This is a genomic window from Peterkaempfera podocarpi (assembly GCF_042466665.1).
In the GTDB taxonomy this organism is placed as follows: Bacteria; Actinomycetota; Actinomycetes; order Streptomycetales; family Streptomycetaceae; genus Peterkaempfera; species Peterkaempfera podocarpi.
Map to the genome: position 1 here is coordinate 8,182,348 of NZ_CP162102.1, position 17,775 is coordinate 8,200,122.

The 17,775-nt window shown below is 69.5% G+C and carries 16 protein-coding genes and 1 pseudogene; 7 read left to right on the top strand and 10 right to left on the bottom strand.

Annotated elements, in window-relative coordinates; all coding sequences use genetic code 11:
- The first annotated feature begins 710 nt into the window (after nucleotides 1–710).
- Together AB0761_RS35660 and AB0761_RS35665 are read left to right on the top strand one after the other, a co-directional pair.
- Nucleotides 711–1,292: a TIGR03086 family metal-binding protein gene (locus tag AB0761_RS35660; RefSeq protein WP_377273416.1), complete on the top strand. Its 582-nt coding sequence runs from the start codon at nucleotides 711–713 to the stop codon at nucleotides 1,290–1,292.
- Between the two features lie 13 nt (nucleotides 1,293–1,305).
- Entirely contained in the window at nucleotides 1,306–2,325 is a 1,020-nt protein-coding gene (locus AB0761_RS35665; protein ID WP_377273417.1) for a sigma-70 family RNA polymerase sigma factor, read from the top strand.
- A gap of 270 nt (nucleotides 2,326–2,595) precedes the next feature.
- On the opposite strand, the gene AB0761_RS35670 is transcribed toward AB0761_RS35665, so the two are convergent.
- Nucleotides 2,596–3,612 (bottom strand): alcohol dehydrogenase catalytic domain-containing protein, encoded by a 1,017-nt coding sequence (locus AB0761_RS35670; protein WP_377273418.1) that lies wholly within the window; start codon nucleotides 3,610–3,612, stop codon nucleotides 2,596–2,598.
- 221 nt (nucleotides 3,613–3,833) lie between these two features.
- On the opposite strand from AB0761_RS35670, the gene AB0761_RS35675 reads away from it, so the two are divergent.
- Nucleotides 3,834–4,406, top strand: a complete 573-nt coding sequence (locus AB0761_RS35675) for a TetR family transcriptional regulator C-terminal domain-containing protein (RefSeq protein WP_377273419.1) — start codon at nucleotides 3,834–3,836, stop codon at nucleotides 4,404–4,406.
- Nucleotides 4,407–4,692: 286 nt separating this feature from the next.
- Here the strand turns inward: AB0761_RS35675 and AB0761_RS35680 are convergent, their stop codons facing one another.
- From AB0761_RS35680 to AB0761_RS35690, 3 genes are all read right to left on the bottom strand, one after another.
- On the bottom strand, nucleotides 4,693–5,049 hold the full coding sequence (locus AB0761_RS35680) for a nitrile hydratase accessory protein (protein ID WP_377273420.1): 357 nt from the start codon (nucleotides 5,047–5,049) through the stop codon (nucleotides 4,693–4,695).
- Nucleotides 5,046–5,630: a nitrile hydratase subunit alpha gene (gene nthA, locus AB0761_RS35685; RefSeq protein WP_377273421.1), complete on the bottom strand. Its 585-nt coding sequence runs from the start codon at nucleotides 5,628–5,630 to the stop codon at nucleotides 5,046–5,048. The genes AB0761_RS35680 and nthA overlap by 4 nt, the downstream gene beginning before the upstream one ends.
- Nucleotides 5,631–5,714: 84 nt before the next feature.
- Nucleotides 5,715–6,683 (bottom strand): hypothetical protein, encoded by a 969-nt coding sequence (locus AB0761_RS35690; RefSeq protein ID WP_377273422.1) that lies wholly within the window; start codon nucleotides 6,681–6,683, stop codon nucleotides 5,715–5,717.
- Nucleotides 6,684–7,466: 783 nt separating this feature from the next.
- On the opposite strand from AB0761_RS35690, the gene AB0761_RS35695 reads away from it, so the two are divergent.
- Complete coding sequence (locus AB0761_RS35695) at nucleotides 7,467–8,024, top strand: hypothetical protein (protein ID WP_377273423.1); 558 nt, start codon at nucleotides 7,467–7,469, stop codon at nucleotides 8,022–8,024.
- A 136-nt stretch (nucleotides 8,025–8,160) separates the two neighbouring features.
- Here AB0761_RS35695 and AB0761_RS35700 read toward each other — a convergent pair whose 3' ends face one another.
- Both AB0761_RS35700 and AB0761_RS35705 read right to left on the bottom strand, forming a co-directional pair.
- Nucleotides 8,161–8,745: a CGNR zinc finger domain-containing protein gene (locus tag AB0761_RS35700; RefSeq protein WP_377273424.1), complete on the bottom strand. Its 585-nt coding sequence runs from the start codon at nucleotides 8,743–8,745 to the stop codon at nucleotides 8,161–8,163.
- 204 nt (nucleotides 8,746–8,949) lie between these two features.
- Nucleotides 8,950–9,953 (bottom strand): annotated as a pseudogene (locus AB0761_RS35705) (IS5 family transposase).
- Between the two features lie 483 nt (nucleotides 9,954–10,436).
- Here AB0761_RS35705 and AB0761_RS35710 point away from each other — a divergent pair.
- Nucleotides 10,437–10,625 carry a hypothetical protein gene (locus AB0761_RS35710; RefSeq protein ID WP_377273425.1) on the top strand — a complete coding sequence of 63 codons (189 nt, stop codon included), beginning with the start codon at nucleotides 10,437–10,439 and terminating at the stop codon, nucleotides 10,623–10,625.
- Between the two features lie 304 nt (nucleotides 10,626–10,929).
- Here the strand turns inward: AB0761_RS35710 and AB0761_RS35715 are convergent, their stop codons facing one another.
- A complete protein-coding gene (locus tag AB0761_RS35715; protein ID WP_377273426.1) occupies nucleotides 10,930–11,451 on the bottom strand; it encodes an NUDIX hydrolase in 522 nt (173 codons plus the stop codon).
- Nucleotides 11,452–11,741: 290 nt separating this feature from the next.
- Entirely contained in the window at nucleotides 11,742–12,584 is an 843-nt protein-coding gene (locus AB0761_RS35720; protein ID WP_377273427.1) for a helix-turn-helix domain-containing protein, read from the bottom strand.
- Nucleotides 12,585–12,687: 103 nt separating this feature from the next.
- On the opposite strand from AB0761_RS35720, the gene AB0761_RS35725 reads away from it, so the two are divergent.
- Nucleotides 12,688–13,491 carry an SDR family NAD(P)-dependent oxidoreductase gene (locus tag AB0761_RS35725; protein WP_377273428.1) on the top strand — a complete coding sequence of 268 codons (804 nt, stop codon included), beginning with the start codon at nucleotides 12,688–12,690 and terminating at the stop codon, nucleotides 13,489–13,491.
- A gap of 429 nt (nucleotides 13,492–13,920) precedes the next feature.
- Here the strand turns inward: AB0761_RS35725 and AB0761_RS35730 are convergent, their stop codons facing one another.
- Nucleotides 13,921–15,786, bottom strand: coding sequence for a sulfatase (locus AB0761_RS35730; RefSeq protein ID WP_377273429.1), 1,866 nt, complete (start codon nucleotides 15,784–15,786; stop codon nucleotides 13,921–13,923).
- A gap of 328 nt (nucleotides 15,787–16,114) precedes the next feature.
- Nucleotides 16,115–16,771 carry a GTP cyclohydrolase II gene (gene ribA / locus AB0761_RS35735; protein WP_377273430.1) on the bottom strand — a complete coding sequence of 219 codons (657 nt, stop codon included), beginning with the start codon at nucleotides 16,769–16,771 and terminating at the stop codon, nucleotides 16,115–16,117.
- A gap of 246 nt (nucleotides 16,772–17,017) precedes the next feature.
- Here ribA and AB0761_RS35740 point away from each other — a divergent pair, with 246 nt between their 5' ends.
- Entirely contained in the window at nucleotides 17,018–17,761 is a 744-nt protein-coding gene (locus tag AB0761_RS35740; RefSeq protein ID WP_377273431.1) for a creatininase family protein, read from the top strand.
- Nucleotides 17,762–17,775 lie beyond the last annotated feature (14 nt).

Consider the following 17,775-nt stretch of genomic DNA (forward strand, 5'->3'; position numbering starts at 1 on the left):
GCCCGGTGGTGCCAGGCCGTGACGGCGATCCGGGGGTCCGTTCACGAGGTGACGGCCTGGTGGCTCGCCAATGAACGGTTCAACCGCCGCGGGCAGGTGCCGATCGCCCTGCCCTCACCGGGGTACGGGTGCCCAGCGCTGCGAGAACGGCCCCGGCGCGCGCGGGGGATGGTCCTGCCGGCGTGGATCACCGGAGCGAAGGGCTGTCGGTGGGGTCAGCTGGGGTCAGCTGGGTTCGGGGGTCGCGGTCCAGTCGACGGGATGCGTCGTTTCGTGCTGGTCTGTGCTCAGATGGGGGACTGCTGAGGCTGTCCCGCACGGGGGTTGAGGCGGCGGAGGTCCGGCACCTGCGGGGTGCCGGACCACAACCGCACTCTCCTGGCGGTCGGTTGGCCGGACGGCGACCGCCGCAGTGCCGAGCGGGAACCACCGACGTACCACCAGGACTAGACCTCGACGGTCACCGGTCGCCGTGCTGCTTGTGGATGCCCGAAGGGAGCGGGCGGTCGGCGGCGAGGGGTCGATGGGCAGCAGGGTGCCGTCCAGGAGGAGGAACGTCTTGGCGGCGGCGGCCCCACTGTGGGGGGAGTGTCACTGCCGCGATTCCTTTTCCGCTGCCGGAAGGTCTACCTGTTGTGGACCAAGGACCTTCCGCGACTGCGGCGGGCGAGGCCTGATCCGCCAAGAACCGTGAGAGAGGACCGCAACCGGTGGAGAGTAAGCAGGATTCCGCGCCCACCTGGCAGCTGAGCCGGGCCTTCGCCAGCACCCGGGTCGTGCTGGCGAAGGTCGGGCCCGACCAGTTGGATGCCGCGACGCCGTGCGCGTCGTGGGACGTGCGCGCTCTGATCAACCATTTCGTCGGTTCGGCCCGCTGGGGGGCCTCGGTCGCCATGGGTGCGGGTGATGAGAGCACCGACGAGGACCATGCGGCTGGCGACTTCCTTGCCGGTTACGACGACAGCATCAAGGTGGCGCTGGCAGCCTTCGGATCCGCCGGCGTTCTGGAGAGGAGAATTGAGCTGGCGTTCGGTGAGTTCTCCGGCGCGGATCTGATGGGCATGGTTGCCAGGGATCAGTTCACTCATGGCTGGGACCTCGCCCGCGCCATCGGATACCCCACCGACCTGGATCCCGAACTCGCCGACGAACTTCTCATCCAGGCCCGCGTCGAGATCCTCGACGGCTACCGTGGAGCTGAAGGAGAGGCCGTCTTCGGGCCCGTCGTCGACGTTCCTGCCGGAGCGTGCCCGGCCGACCGGCTGGCCGCCTTCCTCGGCCGCTCCATGTGACCGGAGAATAGTTTTGACCTTTGGCGGATCTGACCAGGAAACCGTCGTTCCGGACGGCGAGGCGTTCGTGAGGGCCACCGAGCCGTTCCGGCGGGAGCTGCTGGCGCATTGCTACCGCATGCTCGGCTCGGTGGACGATGCCGGCGATGTGGTTCAGGAGACATATCTGCGCGCCTGGCGTTCCTATGGCGCATTCGAGGGCCGGTCATCGGTGCGCACCTGGCTCTACCGGATCGCCACCAACGCCTGCCTGACCGCGCTGGCGCATCACGGCCGACGTGTGCTGCCGTCCGGCCTCTGCGGTCCGGAACCAGACCCCGAAGCCGCCCCGGTACCGGCCGAACCCGGGGTCAGCTGGCTTCAGCCGGTTCCTGACGCGCTCCTCGGCGCGGACGTGGCCGATCCCGCCTCCGTCGTCCTCGCGCGCGAGGACCTGCGGTTGGCGCTTGTTGCGAGCCTGCAATACCTGTCCGGAACGCAAAGGGCCGTGCTCATATTGCGGGAGGTGTTGGCTTTTCCGGCCGCCGAGGTCGCCGTCATGCTCGGTACCACCACAACGGCAGTCAAGAGCACGCTGCAACGCGCCCGCACCAGGCTCCGGGAGCTGGCCCCTGCGGCCGACGAAATCACCCGGCCCACCGAGCCGGACGCTCACAAGTTTCTCGACCAGTACATCGCGGCCTTCCAGAGCGCTGACGCGCCGGCCCTGGAACGGCTGCTGTGCCGGGATGCCACCTTGGAGGCGACCCCCTTCAAGACCTGGTTCGCCGGCAACAAGACCTGCGTGCCCTATCTCCGTACCCGGGTTATGGGATCGCCCGGTGATTGGCTCATGCTGCCGACAAGCGCCAACGGGCAGCCCGCCGCGATGGCCTACACCCGTGATCGACACGGCACCTACCAGGCGTACGGAATAGTGGTGCTCACCGTCACCAACGCAGGCATCAGTCGCATCTTCTCATTTCACCAACCCGGTCTGGCCGGTACATTCGGCTTTCCGTCGACAGCCGTCCCTCCGGTCGGCGTCTGCTGACGAGGCTTTTCCAACCTGAGGTCGGCGGCGGGTAGTTGGGGTGACGGAGCGCCGAAGCTCCTGGCGGGAAGGTTGCCGATCAAGAGCAACCTGCTCCGCCAGGAGCTTCGCTGTGCTTGGCCACCCGTCCGGGCTGGATGTGTCCGTTTCCGCGCTGCGGCCGGGCCGGCCGCCCGGCGCCCTGGGACTGGGATCGGCATCCGGTGCGCCGAACGACATGCGGGTCGGCAGGCGCCGATGCGGGATGGCGCAGGTTGCGGCGCGGCAGGGTCAGGCGCTCATGTCCAGGACGACGCGGAAGCGGGCCTTGCCCGAGAGCATCCGCTCGTAGGCCTCCATGGCGTGGGTGAAGGGCATGGTCTCGGTGGAGGGGTGGATGCCGTGGGCGAGGCTGAAGGCGAGGTTGTCCTCGTTCTGGATCGACGATCCGGTCAGACTGCCGACGATGCGGCGGGTGCCGAAGATCAGGCCGGCCGTGCTGACCGTCAGTGGGTCGGGGGCGGCGCCGACCACCACCAGCGTGCCGCCCGGGGCGAGCCCGTTGACCAGCGGGTTCATGGAGGCACCGCTGGATGCGGTGGCGACGATGACCGATGCGCCGCCCAGGTCGGCCAGCGCCGTGCCGGGGTCGGTGTCGGCGGCGTCGATGTACTCGTGGGCGCCCAGCTCCCTGGCGAGGGTCTCCTTCTCCCGGCCGCGGGCGATGGCGGCCACGCGGTATCCGAGGCTGCGCGCGTACTGCAGGGCCAGGTGACCCAGTCCGCCGATCCCCTGCACGGCGACCAGGGCGCCCGCGCGGGTGGGGGCCTGCTGGAGTGCGGTGAAGGTGGTCAGCCCGGCACACAGCAGCGGGGCCGCCTCGACGGCCGGCATGTCATCGGGGATGCGCACCAGCCCACTCGCGCGGGCGTACGTCACCTCCGCGTATCCGCCGTCGATGGTCGTTCCGGTCTGCTCCTGGTTCAGGCAGTTGACGAAGTCGCCCCGGCGGCACGGTTCGCACTGCCAGCAGTGCCCGTTCAGGAAGCCGACGCCGACGCGGTCGCCGGGCTGCCAGGCGGTGACACCCGCGCCCACGGCATCGATCACACCGACGATCTCGTGGCCGGGCACGATCGGGCGTGAGGGGTCGGGGCGCAGTCCCTCCACGGAGAGCACGTCGGTGTGGCAGACACCGCAGGCCTCCACCCTGAGCCGCACATGTCCGGGCTCCGGCTCGACCAGTTCGCGCTCGACGAGCTGGAGGTGGTGGACGCCTGTGGCCTCGAGTGCTCGGTAGGTGGACATGGCGTATCTCCTCGGTGCTGCCTCTGCCGACACGGGGAGGGCTGAGGACTGGGGGGTGGGGACTGGTTCAATATGACCGGTCGCTTTAAATATAGTCAAGCAGGTCCCGAAGGCTGAACCACGGGCGACGTGTCGCTCTGCGGGGAGCTGCCGTCCCTGGTGGCCGGGGTTTGACCTGAGGCAAGGCGACCGGACATATTGGTCCGGAGGTGGTGGTGAGGATGGCACGCGCGTCCAAGCGCGAGGAGATCGCGCAGGCAGCCCTGGAGCAGTTCCGTGTGCGGGGCTTCACCGCCACGGGCATCAGCGATATCACCGCGGCGGCGGGGGCTCCCAAGGGCTCCTTCTACAACCACTTCGCCAGCAAGGAGGAGAGCGCCCTCGAGGCGCTGAGCCGCTACGCCGACGGATTGCGGTTCGACATGCTCGACACCCCAGGACGCCCTGCGCTGGAGCGGCTCCGGGCACACTTCGAGTTCCTGGGCGCGGACACGGTCGACAACGGCTTCGCCCGCGGATGCCTGGCGGGCAACCTCGGCGCTGAGCTCGCGGACCACTCCGAGGAGATCCGCTCCGCCGTCCAGGACGGCTTCCAGCGCTGGGCCATGTACATCCGGCAGGTGCTCGCCGAAGCCCAGGAAGCAGCTGAGCTGGACGCCGCCCTCGACGTCGAGGAGGCCGCGCTGTTCATCCTCAGCGCCTGGGAGGGCACGCTGATCGCAGCCCGGGCCGGCAAGTCCGCCGCTCCCTTCGACGCCTTCTTCCGCATGGTCTTCGACGTCCTCCTGCGCTGATCGCGGCCGGCCGTTGGCGCTGCCCCCGTACCGGGCCCCGCCGGCCCGCAGGGCGGGTACCTGCGAGATGGCGACCGGTTGCCGCATCCGAGCCGAACCCCGTCCGGTGCGGTCCAGAAGGTGCAGGACACGGGCGCGGCATGTGCTCCGGTGCAGTCTGTCCGGCCCCGGGCCGCGCGATGGCGGGCCGGGGCCGGTTGGGGAGTGGCTGCGTTCACTCGCCCGGTTGACTCCCCGGAGGGGTGCCGACAAGTCGGCGGGGGAGAACGTCGGGACGCGCCGCGGATCAGTGCGAGTGGCCGGGGTGGTCACGGTGGTCGTGGCCTGAGGGACGTTGTGCCAGGGTTCGGGCGCGTTGGGTGACCTCGTCCGCGGACATGGCGCACAGGCCGGCGAGCACATCCTCCAGCGCGGTCAGCCACAACTGGTAGTAGTTGTACGGCTCGTCCCGCTCCGCCGATGCTTCCCAGGCGGCGATCCGGGCGATGAGCGCAGCCTGGAAGTCCGGCCAGGTGAAGGCGCCCGCCTCGTACAGGCCGACGGCCATGCCGAAGGCGCGGCTCTCCCACGGTTCGGCGAACACCAGCTCGCCGTTGGAGCGCGGTGGAGCGGCCGGGCCCTCGATGTCCAGGGGCGCGCTCATGGGGCTGTCACCTTGGCCACGCCGACCATCGCGTCCCTGGTGATCAGGGGCACGAGTTCGTCCTCGGTGAGGTGCTCGGTGCCGGCCGGACGTTCGGGCAGGACCAGCCAGCGCACCTCGCTGGTGGAGTCGCGGACGGTGATCTGCACGTCGTCGTCGAGGTCGAGCCCCATCTCGGACAGCACCGCGCGTGGTTCCCTGACCACGCGCGAGCGGTAGGCGGGGTCCTTGTACCAGCTCGGCGGCAGGCCCAGCACCGGCCACGGGTAGCACGAGCACAGCGTGCACACCACCACGTTGTGGGTGGTTGCCGTGTTCTCCACGACCACGATGTGCTCGCCCTGCGCGCCCCCGAAGCCCAGCTCCTTGATGGCGGCGGTGCCGTCCTCGAGCAGCCTCTGCCGGTACTCCGGGTCGGTCCAGGCCTTGGCGACGGTCCCGCCCGGGAGGTCGCAGGACTGCAGGGTGTCCTTCGTTCTGGCGGACGGTCGTGGCCGGGCCCACGCACGGGCCGCCGGCCCTGCCGAAGGGGCAGCCGAGGCAATCCCACTCTCACCCGTCGCCCGGACCCCACGGTCCACCCGAGGCATCTCCCCGTCACACGCAAGAACAGCGCGTTCGTGCTGCGCAGCACAGATCGCAGCGAGCGCAGACAGGCATCGGCACTACCCGGCAGTGCCCGCGGGTGTGGTCGCCTCGGCTGTGGCCTGCTGCTCGCGGCCCGGCCCGGTGCGTTTGCGCAGCGCATGCCGGAGCGTGGCCGCGTAGAGGAGCCCGAACGCAGCGTTCACGACGGAAAGAAGGAGCCAGCTGCACGTCTCCCAGCCGCGCATGTCGGTTCCTGCCAGCCAGCGGATGAGGAAGTTGGCGCTGGCGGCGGCCGGAAAGGAGAAGACCCAGTAGCCGTAGTGGAACGACTGCTGTCGTACCTCCGGGAGCAGGAACGCGATGATCAGCAGAGTGAAGAACACCAGGCCGGCGAACCCGTAGCCGACCGGGTCCAGCACACCGTGGTGGGCGGCCGTCCAGGCGAGTCCGCCGGTGGCGGGCGGGATGGTCAGGACGGTGAGCGTGGGGCGGGCGGGCGCGGGCATGCTGCCGCCGTTCGCCACGAGGCTGCCGAGCACCACTGTGCCGAAGGCGAGCCAGTACAGGATCCCGACCGCGAAGGTGGCTGCCGCGACCTCGGGGAGGTGCAGGTTCGAGGCCACGGAGCTGGAGATGAAGGGCGCCGAGACCACGGGCAGCAAATAGCCGGGGTGCAGTGGCGCCGAGCCGAGTCCGCCGGTGACCCAGTGAGCCAGGAGGCGGGCGGCGATCACTGCTGCTGTTGCGGCGAAGAGGGCGTATGCCCATCGTGCGCCGTCCAGGTTGTACTCGGAGACGTGTCCCGCTGTGAGCATGCCGACGATGGGGACGTAGGCGAGGGCGAAGCCCTGGCCGGGATGGCGCAGGTCGTCAAGGATGTTCCGCCAGTGCCATCCCCCGTGACGGAGGTATCGCGCCAGCAGGACCAGCCAGAGCAGGCTGCTGAGGGCGAAGAACGCGTCGCTCACCGAGCCGGGCGCGGAGACGGTCGCTGATGCGGACTGCCATGCGCCGCCGAGGCCTGCGGTGCCGAGCGAGATCGACATCAGGCCGATGCTCTCCGCACGAGGAGCCGGTGCGTGACGCCTGCGGGCGTGTACCCCAGCCGCCCTTCCGTGCGCGGTGGTGGCTGGACCCTGTCCCATGTCGCTGGGTATGTCCGCCGTGACCGTGCCTGTGCTGATCGACTCCATCGCGACCTTTCACTTGTGCTTTCGAATGGGTGGGCTGCGCTGAGGCCCGCAAGCCGGCGGATCGGCCGGCGTCCGCCAGGAGCTCCGGGGTGCGGAGTGCCGCACGACACCGGCAGCCGCCCACGCTGTGCCGGCCTGTGGGCACGGCTGGTCTGTCCACGCTGCGCACCACTCAGGCTAGACATAATCGTAACGCCTAAGGTTATGTCGATGTGGGCGCGGTCTGATCGTTCCCGGCCGGGCGGCACGATCCCTGCGTTCGGGCAGCTCATCGACGCTGGGCAGGGCGAACTCCCGAGCGCGGACGTTGCGCCGACGGTGTGATCGCCTGTTTTCGACAGGTCGAATGAGAGCCACTGGGACGGCGAGTTCGGGAGCCACTTCGTGGTCGCGCGCCGGGTGCGGGGCTCTGTGCCGTCGTGATCGGCAACGAGTTTCAGAGCCACCCCGATCGGGTGACCTTTGTCCACGTCGGCATGGCAGCTGCTGTCGAGTGGTGGTTGCTCGGTAGTTCGGCGGTCCCGGGTCCTCTCGGGTCGGCCCCTGACAGGCCCGGCCGGCGAGGGCCCGGTTTCGTGTCCGAGGCGCGTGGAAACTGGGATGACCCGGCCGTGCGCCGCTGCGAGACTGGCCGCCGTGACGCGACCTGAGCTCTCCGAACTCGACCACCTGCGAGAGATAGAGCGGCTCGCCAGCGTGGTCGCGGGCGCCGCCTCGGCCGAGGGCTGGCTCTCGTATCAGTCCGAAGCAGACGACGCGACGCCTCTGCAGCGGGCGGTGAACGCGCTGGCCCGGGGGCTTCGCCACTACCACTTCCCTGGGGACGGCTGCCTCGACGATGAGGCGGATCGCCCCGAGCTGAAACTCGCGGGCGTGGTGATTCTGCGTCCCGGGGCGATGCCGGACGGCGTGGAGGAGACCTATGAGGAGGCGTGCGCCCGTCTCGGGGTCGAGGCCCGACCCGAGGGGTGGGCCCTTTGGAACACGTGGGGCGATGGGAAGCTCCAGGTGACGATGGTCGTCTCCGCGGTCGACACCACCGAGGGCCTGCTCGCGAACTGGTCGCGGGGCAAGGCCATCTATCCGGTGACGCCAGTGCCTTCCCAGATAGCTCTCATCCACCACGGGTGGGCTGCCCATATGGTCTTCTCCCCGTTCGGGGTGAAGAAGCTCGGGCTCGGTGGGCAGTCGTGACATCGCGTCATCTCGACTACTGGTCCTGCGCTCCCGGCTCGGCTGGTCAGCGGCTCGGCTGGTGCTCGGCTTCGGTGGCGGCCAGCCGGTAGGACTCGATGCCCGTCTCAGGCGCGCCGCTGCGTCAGGCTCGGGCCTATGAGGCCTTCTGGGCGCGCTGCCTGGCCCGGTAGGCCCGCAAGTTGGCGGCGTTTCCGCAGATCTTGACGTCGTGCCAGACGCCGCTGTTGTTGCGTGACCGGTCGAAGAACGCTGTCCCGCACTGCTCATTACGGCACGTCTTCAGCCGCTGCCAGATGCCTGTCTGTTGAGCCTGGAAGATCTCGATCATGGCCAGTGCCGCCACCCGGCGCCATCCGGAGCCGCGAGGCTCCGTGCGTACCTGTCCGTGACCGTCGAACTGCATCGCGACGGCCGCGGTGTGCGCCGGGGGTAGCGCGTCGTTGCCGCTGTGGCCGACCGCCCGACGCAGATTGTCGCGGAAGTAGCGCAGCTCCTCCTGGTCGTGGGGCGTGAGCTCGACCTCGGGTGCGGGGGCGCCCGTGGCCTGTCCCCACTGCGCCAGCGCCTGGTCCAGCCAGGCCTGGGCGTCACCGGGATCGGCCAGGAGGTCCGCCGTGCGGGGCTTGCCCGCGGCGATGGTGTTCATGAGGTCCTGGACGAAGGCGAGCCCGTGGGGTGCGGGCTCTGAGCCGTAGCGAACCGTGGCCGACCAGCTCATGAGGATCACTCCCGTGGTGTGCTGTGCACTGAAGACAGAAGTCTAGTTCTTTTGCCTCTAGTCAGTTGTGTCGCGGGCTGACTGCATCGGCGAGGGCACTGAACAGCGCCGCGGTCAAGAGGGGACTTCACGTCGACGCCGACGGCTTCGGGGTCGCATGGCCGGCGCAGCCCGCTGTGGATTAGGGCGCGTATTCGGTTGTGATCAATTGGCGGTCCGCGTGAGGTCCTTGATCCAGATCATCGAGGCGCGAAGGTGGAGGCCGGCGAGGTAGCTCTCCGGCGTCTTGTCGTAGCGCGTGGCGATGCCTCGCCAGGCTTTCAGCTTGTTGATCAGGCGCTCGACAGTGTTCCGCTCCTTGTAGAGGTCGGCGTCGTGGCTCACGGGTCGGCCGCCCTTGCGGCCCTTCTTCTTGCGGTTGGCGGCCTGGTCCTTCTTCTCCGGGATGACGGCCTTGATGCCGCGTTTCCGCAGGTAGGCGCGGTTGCCGCGCGACGAGTACGCTTTGTCCCCGGCCGCCGCATCGGGCCGGGTGCGGGGACGGCCGACAGGCCCCGGAACCCGTACCTTCTTGAGCACGGGAATGAACTGCGGGCTGTCGGCGGCCTGCCCGGCAGTCAGGACGAGCACCAGCGGGCGGCACTTCCGGTCCGCGGCGAGATGGATCTTGCTGGTCTGCCCGCCCCTCGAGCGCCCGAGCAGGGCAGCTTTCAACCGCAGTTTGCGCCGGCGCCGGATGCGTCGTCGCTCTTCCTGCTCGGGGTCGTTTCCGGTGTCCTGTCCGTCTTGTCCTTCCGGGCTTCCCCCTTTGACCTGGCCTTCTCTTCCTCGGTGGCGGCCTTCTCCAGGGCGGTGAGCACGTCCTCGCTCAGGTGCATCCCGGCGGCGTCGTGGTGAGCCCGTGCGGTGGTGGAGTCGACGCTGACCAGGGACAGGTCCACCTCGCCCCGCTTCGCGGCTTCCGCGATCAGGCCCTCCAGCAGGGCCTCGAAGACGCCGGCGTCACGCCACTGCCGGAAGCGGTTGGAGACGGTCGACCAGGCGCCGAACTCCTGCGGCATCTCCCGCCACTGCCCGCCGGTCTTGAACCGCCAGATCACGCCCTCGAACTGCCGCCGCAGCCGTTCAGGGTACGGGCCGTACTCGCCGATCGGCAGGTAAGGCCCGATGAACTCCCACTCTGCGTCAGTCAGTTGCACTCGCGTCACACAAGACGATCTACCGGATCAGGCCTCGACGCGAGGGCGATTCCCGAGGATTGATCGCGACCCGATACGCGCCCTAGAGGCACCCGTCGCGCCGCAGGATCACGCACGCGACGGCGTGCCGGCGAGCCAGTCGCGCCTGTTGTGCCTGTCACGGCTGTGGGCAGAGGTTTCAGCGTCGACGAGGCTCTGCCGTCACGAGACCCTCGATCTGCCGCGCCGTCCTCGCGATCCGAGTGTCTGTCGGCAGCTTCCAGCCTTGCCGTACTGCTCAATACGTGCCTATGCACCTAAGTGACAGGTTTGCGCTGGCGCCACCGGCCCCCTGTCCGAGGGCAGCGAAGCGGTACATGCATCGCACGGCGCCGTGGTCACTGCAAGGACGCGGTCCGGACGCGACAGAGGCCTGGCACGCAAGCCGTCAAGGGCCCACATCCGAACCAGCATGTCCGACCGACATCGATTGATATGCGAGAGGTGATTGTTATGGTGCCGATCGCCCACCGACTGCTCTTCGGCATCTACTCCGGCATCGTCCCCGAGGGCATCGCCGACTTGGTGATCGAGGACATCGACTGGGCCGGTGACTCAACGGTCCTCCTCTCCTCCATCGAGCGCCGCACCGCGTTCTACGGCACTCGCCCATACGCGCGCCTCCGCGCCGAGTTCGAATGACGCCTCCAGACGGTTCAAGACGTCGGTGAGATCCCCGACCCTCGCGAGGCCCAGATCACCCGGCTCAAGGCAGAGATCACCAAGATCCGGGAACGGTTGGCCCAGCCAGGGCAGACGGTCGAAGAACTCACCGACTTCCGCGGTCAGGCCCTGGCCCGGCTCGCTGCCCAGCACGAGGAGATTGTCCGGCTCCGCGAAGCGACCGCCGGGAACCCAAGGTCAGGCGCCTTCCAACGCCGCGAACCACCGTCTTCGGCTCCTGCAGCTGATGCTTGCCCTGAACCGCAGCGACCCGCATCGCCGATCATCCGGCCGCTGGCTTGCCCGCACCGCTACCGAATCCGGACTCCAGATATCGGCGCAGGGCCTCCCGCCCTCCCGGAACGAAGAACCATTCATCAGCGACTTCACGCAGTTCGTCCACTGCCATCCAGTCCTGCCAGGCGATCTCACCCGGGTCCGGGACCAAAGGGTCCGTCACGACAGCCTCATGCACCCCAAACCACACGGGGCTGATCCCCTTCCGGCAAAGGAACTTGAACAGGAAACGCACGGGCACGCGAACGCCCAGCTCTTCAGTCAGCTCGCGGACTGCCGCCTGCTCATACGACTCGCCCACGTTCACGGCGCCGCCGACCATCACGTCGTAGTAGCCCGGGAACCGGGACAATGTCTCGGCCCGTCGCAGCACCAAGATCCGCCCAGCGCGATCACGACAGATCGTCGTTGCAATGCGATGCGGCCAGTTCTCACGCACCGCCTCATCCCGGTCGACGACTCCCAACACGCGGTCATGCTCATCGACATGCTCAACCAGTTCGCTCACGGAGGCACGATCTCAGCCCCCACTGACAACCCTGCCCGACGAGCACCCGAGGCAGGTGGGACGCACCGTCGGCGGGGGAGTCCTGCCGACGGTGCGGAACCCGGTCGCGCCGGTCGTTGTTCAGGGCCTGGCCCGCTGTCGCCGTCCTGCGTGCCCAGGTCCACGGTGATGCCCCGTTGCCGCTGTCCTCCTGCAACCGATCACCCGATGCGGGGGCCATATACAGGCGAGGCCGAGCTGCCGGAGCCGCTGGTGCGGCCGGTGGTCTGCTCGGCGTGAGGGGAGCGGGGTCAGGGTGGGGGCGTGGTGGTCCCGCCGGCCAGGATCGGCAGGACGCGGGCGGTGGGGGAGTCGGGGTCGGCCGTGTAGACGACCAGGCGCTGCTCCCGTTCGTGGGGCGCCCGGACGATCTCGATGTCGAAGGTCAGCGGCCCTGCGGTGGGGTGCTGGATGCGCTTGGTGACCGAGGCGTAGTCCCGGACGGCATGGTCGTCCCACCAGCGGGCGACATCGGCGTCGGTGGCGCGCAGCTCGTCGATGAGCGCGGTGAGGCGGTTGTCGTGCGGGCGGCGGGCCGTCTCGCGGCGCATGGTGGCGACGGTGGCCGCCGCGAAGTCCTCCCAGTTCAGGATCCGCTCGCGGGCGAGAGGGTCCTGGAACATGTACCGCACAAAGGACGTCCCGGGCTCCAGCGGACGGCCGAGCATCTCCACGAGCAGGGCGTTGCGGGCCAGCACCTCACCGCGATGGCCGAGCAGCAGCACCGGGACGTGGTCCAGCGTCCGCATCACACGTAGCAGCCCGGGATCGGCGCGCTGGCTCCGTTGCGGGGTCACGGTGCGGCGCCGCTCGGTGGGTGCCGCCAGGTCGCGCAGATGTGCGTGCTCGACCTCGTCGAGGCGCAGCGCCCGGGCCAGCGCGTCAAGGACCTCGTCGGAGATGTTGGCCTGACGTCCCTGCTCAAGACGGCTGTAGTAGTCCGGGCTCAGCCCGGCGAGTACGGCCAGCTCCTCGCGCCGCAGCCCCGGCACCCGCCGGGCTCCGGGGAAGGCCTGGATGCCCGCCTGGGAGGGGGTGAGGCGGTTGCGGCGCGAGCGGAGGAACGCCCCGAGTGCGGCGCGGTCGCGTGCCATGGCTCCAGGGTAGGCGGCCCGGCCGGGGGCCTGGGTGGTCCTGCCGTGCCCAGGTCCGTCCTGACCTGGCCCGATGCCCGCGGGCCGCCGTAGAACGGGACCCATGAGTACTTCCCTTCACACCCTTGGCAGCACACCCACGGCTCTTGGCTCCCGACTGGCCGGCCGTACCGCGGTGATCACCGGCTCCACCAGTGGGATCGGTGCGGCGATAGCCCGCACCCTGGCAGGCGAGGGCGCACACGTCCTGGTCAGCGGCCGGCAGGAGGCCCGCGGACAGCAGGTCGTCGAGGAGATCCGGCAGGCCGGCGGCCGGGCCGACTTCCTCACTGCGGACCTGGCCGGCAGCTACGAGCAGATCCGCGCCTTTGCCGCACGGGCCACCGACATGCTCGGCGGACGCGTCGACATCCTGGTCAACAACGCCGGTATCTACCCCGCGACCTCCACCGAGGACCTGCCGGACGCGGACCTGGACGCCATGCTCGCGGTGAACGTCCGTGCTCCCCACGTCCTGGTCGCCACGATGGCGCCGGCCATGGCGGATCGGGGCAGCGGCGCCATCGTCACCATCGGCTCCTGGATGGCCCGGGTCGGCAGTCCCTACGCGGCGATGTACACGGCGACCAAGGCGGCGGACGAGCAGCTCACCCGCAGCTGGGCTGCCGAGTACGGGCCGCGCGGCGTCCGGGTGAACTCCGTCGCGCCCGGGGCGACCCTCACTCCGGGCAATGAGGCAGCCCGCGCGGAGCTCGATGCCATGACCGCCGCCACCCCAGCGGGCGTCGTCGTGCGGCCCGAGGACATCGCCAAGGGCGTTCTGTACGTTGTCAGCGACGACGCGGCCATGGTCCACGGCATCACGCTCCATGTGGACGGAGGGATCTCCGCCACCCGCCTGACCTGACCCGCACATCCGAGCAGGCAGGCAGCTCACCGGCGAAGTCCGCGAACGTCAATACCCTCGGGCCGACCACGACGCGGGCCCCGGGCCGGGGAAGCTCTCTTCCCCGGCCCGGGGCCCGCGTGGTCTCTCGGTGCACCGAGAGACCACAGACGTGGGCGAGGCCGGCCCAGACGCCATGGAAGGGAAACAGCGCGTCGACGCACCCGGGCGACGTCGCTGCCGCCGTACGGACCTGGGTGATCGCGACCGGCCGCTCGGCCGCCGGCGTCGGGGGAGGTGGCTGCCCGGACGTCATGCTCCGCGTCCGTCCTGGGGCGGAGACGCCGTGCGCCGTGACGTCGAGGGTGTCCGGACCCCTCCGTGCTCGCGCAGTCGGCGCACACCGGCTCCGCCTCGCTGTGTCTGCCGCTCCGGGGTACTCCCCGGCGGTCACCGGCTCGACGGGGACGGTGACGCACCGGGCTGCGGGCCGTAGGCGGTGAGGAAGCGGTTGCGGAAGGTGTCCATCCGCCAGACCGGGGCATCGGGACCGGGCTTCAGACCGTCCTGCCAGCCCCAGCTCGATATCCGGTCGAGCACGGCCGGGTCATGGGCGACGATCGTGATCGGTACGTCCCGGCTGGCGTTCTCGCCCGTGACGATGGGTGCGGGCTGGTGGTCGCCGAGGAAGACCAGCACCGTGTTGTCCTTGCCGTACTTCTCCACATAGGAGATGAGGCTGTTCAGCGAGTACTGGATGGAGCGCCCGTACTGGGTGCGCACCTGGGCGGGGTCCTTCCACACGTCCTTGGGGTTCTCTCCCGCCTTCTTGATGGCGTTGTATTCCGAACCGTTGCCGACCTGGTCCCAGCCGACCATCTCGGGGATGGGTGCCCAGGGGGTGTGGCTGGACGTCAGGATGATCTCCGACATCAGCGGTTTGGGGCCCGGCTTGCCGTGTTCCAGGCGTTCGAACGACGACAGGCTGTACTGGTCGGGTACGGGCGACCAGCTGAACTTGGGGCCCTTGTACCCGAGGTTCCGCGAGTCGTAGACGTTGTCGAGGCCGAAGAAGCGCGCTTCCGGCCAGGCCCGGGTGACGCCCGGCATGATGCCGACCGTCCGCCAGGCGGCCGCCCGCCGGAACGCGCCGGTGAGGGTCAGGCGGTCGCTGGACGTGACACTGCGGTAGCGCTGCTGGTTGGTGATCCACAGGCCCGACAGGAGGGTGGAGTGGGCCAGCCAGCTGCCGCCGCCCGCCGTCGGGGAGGTGAGGAAGGCGCTGCGGGAGGAGAACCCGGCCGCACGCAGCCGACTGGTTCCGTCCGCGAGCACCGCATCCACCCCCGGTGCGATCGCCGGGTCCTGGACCGCGCTCCGTCCGTAGCTCTCGATGAAGGTGAAGATGACGTCCTTGCCGCGCAGGCCGGTCAGCAACTGGTCGGCAGGGGTGTTGCGGAAGGGGTCGACGGCGGCTTCCTTGGCGAACGCCCGGTTGTCGTTGAGGTCCGCGTTCACCTGCTCCACGCGGTTTCCGACGCTCTCTGCGGTGCTCCTGGAGGCGACGGGGACGCCGAGTGCCATGCAGATGATCCAGACAGTTCCCAGCGCCAGGGTGCCCTGGACCGTCGCGCCGGCATGACGGTCCGTCAGGCGGCTGAGTCGGACCACCGCCCACGCCATGAGGAGGGGCAGGGCGACGACGAGGAGCAGTACGAGGACCACGGCACCGATCGCGCCGGCCCGGCCGACCGAGTCCCTGAGGAACGACTCGGCGTCGGCGAAGAGGCCCCAGTCGAGCACCGGGTCGAACGGTCGGTCCAGAACCGAGTAGAAGCCCATGTCGAGGAAGTCGAGGATGGTCAGTACGCCAAGGACCACCCCGGCGAGCACCGCAGCCACCCGCCTCGCCTTCAGCGGCAGGACGAGCAGCACGGCTGCGCCGAGGATGCCCTCCACCGGGATGCGGGCGAACGCGCCGGGCGTGAGGCGGCTGAGCTGGTCCGGCAGTACGAGGGCGGAGAGCACGAGCGCGGCTGCCAGGGCTGTGGTCACCCACGTCACAGTCCGGGCTGCGGCCGGGTACCTGGCGCGCAGGCCGCCGCCCGCCCCGTCGGAGGCGTCGCCGGTTGTGCCGCTCCTGGTGGCGTGCGCAGGGACGGTTGCCATGCCTTCGGTACCGCTGCCGGTGTCGGTGTTGCCGTCCGTGGTGGCGTCATCCGGTATGTGCTCCGGCGGGCCCTCCGGCGCCGGGCCCTCCTCCGTGGTGGCCTCGACCGTGTCCTGCGGCGGACGAGAATTCGTGAAGAACGCCACCCGAAGGTCCTTCCGTGCGAGGCGCGTTGATGGACGGCGGCTCGGGAGATCGGACCGCCACCCAGCTGTACGGCTCCCACGCGATTCCGGTTCAATCGTCCGCGCATATGTGTCGCCGGTCACAGTCGGCCGGCGTCATCGGTCCGGTTCGCGGTGACACGGACCTGCTGCCGAGCCGCACCGAGGACGAGGCGGATCCTTTGGGCCATCGGCTGTCCCACTCCACAGCGGCCTCCGCACCCCTGTCCTGTGAGCAGCTGTCCTGCAAGCAGCGACAGAAGCACCCGCAGCGCGCGGCCGGGCTGTGTCAGCGCTGCGGCCTACGCTCTCAGGACCAATCGGCTGCGCTGTCCAGGTGCGGCAGATGGTGATCGAGCCGTTCCCGCTTGGTCCGCAGATAGCGGATGTTCTCCTGGCGCGGCGGCATCAGCAACGGAACCCGTTCGGTGACTTTCACGCCGTACCGCAGCAGTGCCTCCTGTTTGAGCGGGTTGTTGGAGAGCAGCCGTATGGACGGCACACCGAGGTCATGGAGGATCTCCGCGGCCACCCGGTAGTCACGGGCGTCGACCGGTAGTCCCAGGGCCAGGTTCGCATCCACCGTGTCCAGTCCCTGCGTCTGGAGCTCCATGGCCCGGAGCTTGGCCAGCAGACCGATGCCGCGGCCCTCGTGGCCGCGGAGGTAGAGCAGAATGCCCTGTCCTTCCCGGACGATGGTGTCGAGGGCAGCGGAGAGCTGCTCCCCGCAGTCGCAGTGCGTGGACCCGAAGACATCTCCGGTGAGGCACTCGGAGTGCACCCGGGTGAGCACTGCCTCCCGCCCGATGTCACCGTAGACCAGCGCCATTTGCTCATCCCCGCGGTCCCGGTCCAGGTAGCCGGCGGCGCGGAACACGCCGTGCCCGGTGGACAGCGGGAGACTCACCACATGTTCGACACCTGAGGGTCGAGCGCCATTGCCGAACTGGCCGTCACTTACCGTCATGGTCCGAACCCTAGCCCCGGACCCGACGCCGTGAGAATGGTCGCCGGGCCCCAGCCGATCGATCGGTCCTCTGCGTTGGGGGTCGTGCCGCCGCCGCGTACCCTGCTCCCCTGGGCGCGCACGGAACTGCCGTCCATGTGCCGCGAGCGGTCCAGGCCGCGCACGGAACTGCCGTCCATGTGCGGCGAGCTGTCCGGGCCGCGCGACGGTCGCACCGCAGAACCAACGACGAGAGGCCGGAAAGACATGAGCGGTTCGTCCACCCGACCCCCTGCGTCCGACCTGCTGCCGATGGACACCACGGAGGAGGTGAGGGCCCGGCAGGCCGGTGTGGCCGTCCTCCCCATCGGCAGCTTCGAGCAGCACGGCGCGTATCTGCCGCTGGCGACCGACACCGTCATCGCCTGCACGATCGCCCGGGAGATCGCCGCGGAGTACCCGGTCCACCTCCTCCCTCCCCTGACGTTCTCCTGTTCGCACGAACACACCGGATGGCCGGGAACCGTCAGCATCTCCGCCGCGACCCTGTACGCCGTTGTACGGGACATCGCCGATTCGCTCCGCCGGTCCGGCATCCACGCGCTGGTCCTGGTGAACGCACACGGCGGAAACTACGTACTCCGTAACGTGGTTCAGGAATCCGTCGGCGGCGAGACCCGTATGGCGCTCTTCCCGGGCCCGGTCGACTGGGACCGGGCCCGGGTCAGGGCCGGTGTGCAGACCTCGTCGCACAGCGATATGCACGCGGGCGAAGTGGAGACCTCCATGCTTCTGCACGCCCACCCGGACATGGTCCGGCCCGGGTACGAGACCTCCGACTGCCTCGCGGACGACCGGGACCATCTGCTCACGCTCGGCATGCGGGCGTACACGGAGTCCGGAGTCATCGGCCGGCCCTCACTCGCGTCCGCCGGGAAGGGGGCGGAACTGCTGGCAGGGCTGGTCGAAACCTTCGGTAAGTACCTTCCGCTCCTCACCCGGGAGATGTGAGCCCGCCCCTCCCG